1 protein-coding gene is annotated in these 888 nt (G+C 40.5%); it reads right to left on the bottom strand.

Translation table 11 applies throughout. The features are described from left to right. The coding region (locus R7Q46_RS25765; RefSeq protein WP_318078027.1) for an outer membrane beta-barrel protein at positions 1-485 on the bottom strand (485 nt) is incomplete at its 3' end. Positions 486-888 lie beyond the last annotated feature (403 nt).

The raw sequence follows: 888 nt of genomic DNA on the forward strand, positions 1-888 counted from the left end.
TTAAGGCGAAACTGGTCTTCAGATACGTTATCAACGAACTCAAATATCACCGCGCTTTTGTTATTTAAAGCATAGTGCATACCTAACCCAAAACTAAATCCTTGTTCTTTGTGAGAACCTACATTTTGTAGATTAAGCTGAACGCTTGAATACCCAGCTAAACCATAAAGTGCAACTCGCTCTGAAACTGGCATATTCAACTTAACAAAGCCGCTCAAAACACTATCAACGGCAAGACCACTGTCACGTTGAACTGATGTCCCATAGCGTCCTTCTAAACCAATGTAATCGTTAAAGAAGTAACCTACTTGCGCACTAAGAAGAAAAGGGCTTCCCTCTTTTACGGACTCAGAAGACGAGCTTTTCAATTCTGCATTTGAGTAGCTCACTAACGCACCAGCATAAAAATCGGCTGACGCTGAAAAAGAACTCAGGCTTAAGCCCAGTGCACTAAGTATTCCTAAACAATGCTGCTTTCTTATCACGTAAAAGTCCCTAGTACTGGTAATAATATGGGCTGCCAAAGCAAAGTTAAGCGTGCTATGCAGGCCATTAAATACTGAAGAGTTGGCACGCTACCGCCCTGAGGCGTTGAGCGTAAGCCACTGTATCGCTTTCTATATGGTGTAAGTAAAAACGACCTATTGACTCCAAGCCTCTAGTGCTGGAGGAAATAGGCCGACAAATTATGCACTCTTGATAGTTTATCAGCAAGCAAGGGAGCAAGATAACCGCACAATGTCACGCTGGTGTTAGAAATGAGATCGTAAGCCATAGCAAAATAATAAACTATTTACATGCTAAGGCTTTTTTATCTAGAATATAATTTGGAGCATTTTTTATGCTACCAAACATCGATGTTTTTATACCGGATATACAAGGATTAAT

The organism is Vibrio sp. 811 (assembly GCF_033339195.1).